4 protein-coding genes are annotated in these 4,424 nt (G+C 65.9%); 2 read left to right on the top strand and 2 right to left on the bottom strand.

Translation table 11 applies throughout. From position 1 onward, the window contains the following. Positions 1–59 precede the first annotated feature (59 nt). Both bchI and hemC read right to left on the bottom strand, forming a co-directional pair. The gene (gene bchI / locus I5M_RS21575; protein ID WP_022723303.1) at positions 60–1,082 is read right to left on the bottom strand and encodes a magnesium chelatase ATPase subunit I; all 1,023 of its coding nucleotides are present in this window, start codon (positions 1,080–1,082) and stop codon (positions 60–62) included. Positions 1,083–1,089: 7 nt separating this feature from the next. Beyond that, a complete protein-coding gene (hemC, locus tag I5M_RS21570) occupies positions 1,090–2,082 on the bottom strand; it encodes a hydroxymethylbilane synthase (RefSeq protein WP_022723302.1) in 993 nt (330 codons plus the stop codon). A gap of 280 nt (positions 2,083–2,362) precedes the next feature. On the opposite strand from hemC, the gene I5M_RS21565 reads away from it, so the two are divergent. Next, the gene (locus I5M_RS21565) at positions 2,363–3,676 is read left to right on the top strand and encodes a DUF3422 family protein (RefSeq protein WP_022723301.1); all 1,314 of its coding nucleotides are present in this window, start codon (positions 2,363–2,365) and stop codon (positions 3,674–3,676) included. Beyond that, positions 3,676–4,424, top strand: a 749-nt coding sequence (locus I5M_RS21560; protein WP_022723300.1) for a S9 family peptidase, incomplete at its 3' end; no start/stop codon positions are given. The genes I5M_RS21565 and I5M_RS21560, both read left to right, overlap by 1 nt.

Here is a 4,424-nt window from a genome sequence, read left to right as displayed (position 1 = left end):
ACAGTTGCGCCGCGGTCACCGCATCGGACCATGCGAGCGAAATGCTCATCCCCGGGTGCTCATCCGAAGATTTCAGTCAGCGCGCGATCGACGCGAACGCTGGAGCCGGCGTCGTCGAGCGGATTGCGGCGCAGTCGATGGCGGAGCGCCGGCGGCGCGATGCGCTTAAGGTGTTCGTCGGTGACGGTCTTGGCGTGTTCGAGCGCAGCCAGCGCACGAGCGGCGCGCATCAGAGTCAGTTCGCCGCGCAGGCCGTCGGTGCCGAGCGTCATGCACAGCTTGGCGGCGCGCTCCAGCGCGGCATCACTGACGGTTACTTCCGGCAGCCGTTCCTTGGCCTGCGTGATCTTGCGGCGCAGCTTGGCTTCCTCTTTGGACCAGGTCTCGTTGAAGCCGGCCGGATCGTTCTCGAACGCATCGCGGCGGCGAACCACTTCGATGCGCTCGGGCAAAGTATCGGGCGTTTTCACCTCGACCGACAGGCCGAAGCGGTCGAGCAGTTGCGGACGTAGTTCGCCCTCTTCGGGATTGCCGGTACCGACCAGCACGAAGCGCGCCGGGTGACGGATCGACAGGCCTTCGCGCTCGACCACGTTCTCACCGGAGGCGGCGACGTCGAGCAAAAGATCGACCAGATGATCTTCGAGGAGATTGGCTTCGTCGATGTACAGGAAGCCGCGATGCGCGCGCGCCAGTAGGCCCGGTTCGAACGCTTTCTCGCCCTTGGACAACGCGCGTTCGAGATCGAGCGCGCCGACGACGCGGTCTTCCGTCGCGCCGAGCGGCAGATCGACCACCGGCACCGGCACCTGTGCGGTCTTGACCTTGCCGTGCTTGACCTTCTCCCTGCACTCTTCGCAGTAACGCTCGGGCTGGTCGGGGTCGCAATTGTAGCGGCAGCCGACGACGGTCTTCATCTTCGGCAGCAGCGCCGCGAGTGCGCGCACGGCGGTCGACTTGCCGGCGCCGCGATCGCCGAACGCCAGCACGCCACCGACCTTCTGATCGACCGCTGCGATCAGCAACGCCAGCTTCATCTCGTCCTGGCCGACGATCGCCGAGAAGGGGAATACGGTCGCCATAGGATGCTTACTCCGGCCGCGTCTTTTCGATGATCGCCGAAGCGCCCTTGTCGAGCAGGTCGAGCGCGATGGCGCGGCCGAGTTCGCGCGGCTTGTTGGCCGGGCCGGTGCGCGCCGCCTCGATGAAGGTGCCGCCCTCTTCGTCCAGCACCGAGGCGCGCATCGTCATCTGATCGCCGGTGATGGTGGAGTGCGCCGCCATCGGCGAATTGCAGTGGCCGTTCAGCACCCACAGGACTTCGCGCTCGGCATCGCAGCACAGCCGCGCCGCCGGATCGTCGATCAGCGCCAGATACTTGCGAGTCTGCCAATCGTTGATCGGACACTCGACCGCGACGATGCCTTGGCCGGCGGCCGGCAGCATCTCTTCTGGCGTGAAGTCGTGGACGATGCGGCTGACGAAACCGACGCGCTCGAGGCCGGAGCGCGCCATGATCAGCGCGTCGGCCGGGCCTATGTCGCCGCCGCCCGGCAGGCGCTGCTTCTCGCCATTGTCGAGCTTGCGGATGCGCGTATCGGCGGCGCCGCGGAAGTGAATCACTTCGACTTCGGGGAACAGCCGCTTGGCATAGGCAGCGCGCCGCACCGCGTTGGTGCCGATGGTGTAACCCTTGCCGCGTGACTTCTTCAGATCGTCAAGGGTGATGCCCTTGCGCAGCACCAGCGAGTCGCAGGCCGGATCGCGCGCCAGCGTGGCGGCGACGATCAGTCCGGGCGTCTCTTCGTTGCCGGGCATGTCCTTCAGCGAGTGCATTGCGCAATGCAGTTCGCCGCGCAGCATCGCGGCGCGGATCTCGGCCACGAAGGCGCCGCCTTTTCCGCCGTGCGGCAACAGCTTGCTGATCTGATCGCTATCACCGACCGTCTCGAATTTGACGATCTCCGGGGCGAGAGCGCTGTCGGCAGCGCTCAATCGCCGGGCGATATCTTCAGTCTGGGCAAGCGCCATCACGCTCTTGCGCGTGCCGATACGGACTGGAATTTTCACCACACGCTCCATTCGACAACCGCGAAGGGCCCGCGGCGAACAACGGCCGAACCTTATGACCAGCCCGAGCCAGATTGCAAACGGATGACACCGGATCGTCGCTTAAGAGCCCGGCGGGGTGCCGAGGTCGTTGATTTCGAACAAGTCCGACGCCTGCGACCGACCGATACAGCCTGTGTTCTTAACTGTTAGGTCGGAACCTTTCGGCTTCTGTCTATCGCGCCGCAATGTTACTCAAGTCAACCGGCGCGAATGTTGAGCAAGGTCAAAACGGCTCTGAGGTCCAATTACGATGACGGCTGAAGTTCAGATTGGTGACGGCAACGTTCGACTTTCGCCGCACCCGCTACGCGCGGTCGTGCTCGGCGAAGTCCATGCCCGGCCGTTCACCGCCATCACGGTGCCGGCGCGCGTGCTGCACTTCGCGTTCGATACGTCGGGTACGCGCGCTGCGGCCGATCGCGCCGCAATGACCAGCTTCTGTGAATCGCGCGGCCTACAGCCGCCGGTGGCCGGCGAGAAGCACCACCGCGCCAAGCTCGGCACCACGATTGTGCGCTGGGAGCAGCATTCGGAATTCACCACCTACACCTGGGAGCTGCCGGCCGATCCCGAAGGCGCGCCGTTCTATCCCGACGCCTCGTCGCTGGCCTCGCCGATGCAATTGCTGCCGCAGCCGGGACCGCTGCTGGTCGCGATCGACCTGCACCTCATGACGGAGGATCCGCCGCGCACTGCACCCGAGCGGCTGTTCGACCGCGCCAGCCTTGCGGTCGCGGAGAATTCCGACGGCATGGCAGTATTCGCCACCGACTTTCAGCCCGGCCCCTCCGGCTTCGTGCGGGTGCTGGTGCTCGATCGCGGCATGACGCCCGAGCGTGCCGGCGCGCTGGTGCAGCGCGTGCTCGAGGTCGAGACCTATCGGACGCTGGCGTTGCTCGGCCTGCCCGAGGCGCAGCGGCTGGCGCCGTCGATCGCGGCCAGCGAGCGGCGGCTGGCCGAGGTCACGGCGGCAATGCGCAAGAGCGGCGATCTGGCAATGAACAATCGCATGCTGGAGGAACTGACCGAGCTCGCCGCCGACGTCGAGGCCGGCGCCGCGGCCAGCCTGTACCGGTTCGGCGCCAGCCGCGCCTACGACGAGATCATGAATGGCCGGCTGGCGACGCTGGGTGAACGCAAGGTCGGCGGCCTGCCGACCTGGTCGTCGTTTCTCGCCCGCCGCATGAAGCCGGCGATGCGGACCTGCGCCACCACCGAGGCGCGGCAGTCCGACCTGTCGCTGAAGCTGGCACGCGCCGCCAATCTGCTGCGCACCCGCGTCGACGTCGAACTCGAGCATCAGAACCAGGAACTGCTCAAATCGATGAACGCCCGGACCCGGCTGCAGCTCCGGCTGCAGACGACAGTCGAAGGCCTGTCCACCGCGGCAATCACCTACTATGTGGTCGGGTTGTTCGGCTACATGGTGAAAGGCGCGGCCGAGGCCGGCAAGCTCAAGGTCGATCCCAATCTCCTGATCGCACTATTCGTGCCGATCGCAGCGTTCTCGATCTGGTGGACCGTGCGCAGCATCCGCAAGAGACACGTGCCGGACGTCGATTGATGCATCGCCTCGTGCTGCCACTACGCATCGTTGTTGCCGTCCTCGCGCTGGTCGCGATCGGCGCGGCGCTGTGGCAACTCGAGCGCGCCAAGGCCGATCTGATTATCACCCACACCAGTGTGGGCCACATTCCGGTGACGGTGTTTCGCGCTGACACCACGACTAAGGCGCCCGTGGTGGTGATCGCGCACGGCTTCGCCGGCTCCCAGCAGTTGATGCAGCCGTTCGCGCAGACGTTCGCGCACAACGGCTACATCGCCGTGACGTTCGACTTCACCGGTCACGGTCGCAATCCCGAGACGATGAAGGGCGACGTCGACGAGCCGACGAAGATCACCGGCAAGCTGGTCGACGATCTAGGCCGCGTCACCGACTTCGCCCGCTCGTTGCCGCAAAGCGACGGCCGCGCCGCGGTGCTCGGCCATTCGATGGCGTCGGACATCGTGGTACAATACGGCGTCGAACATCCTGAAATGAGCGCCACTATCGCGGTGTCGGTGTTCACCAAGAAGGCAACGGCGACACTTCCGCGCGACCTGCTGGTGATTGTCGGCAATCTCGAGCCGGAGATGCTCAAGGACGAAGGCCTGCGCCTCGTCAATCTCGCGGCTGGCGGCGGCGCAGTGCCAGGCCGGACCTATGGCGACTTCGCCGCCGGCACCGCGCGGCGGCTGGTGCTCTCGTCGGGCGTCGAACATATCGGCGTGCTGTACAGTCAGGACTCGATGCGCGAGTCGCTGGCGTGGCT

The sequence above is a fragment of the Rhodopseudomonas sp. B29 genome (genome assembly GCF_000333455.1).
In the GTDB taxonomy this organism is placed as follows: domain Bacteria; phylum Pseudomonadota; class Alphaproteobacteria; order Rhizobiales; family Xanthobacteraceae; genus Rhodopseudomonas.
The sequence above is the reverse complement of the archived record's forward strand: the minus strand, read 5'-3'. Positions and strand labels throughout refer to the sequence as shown.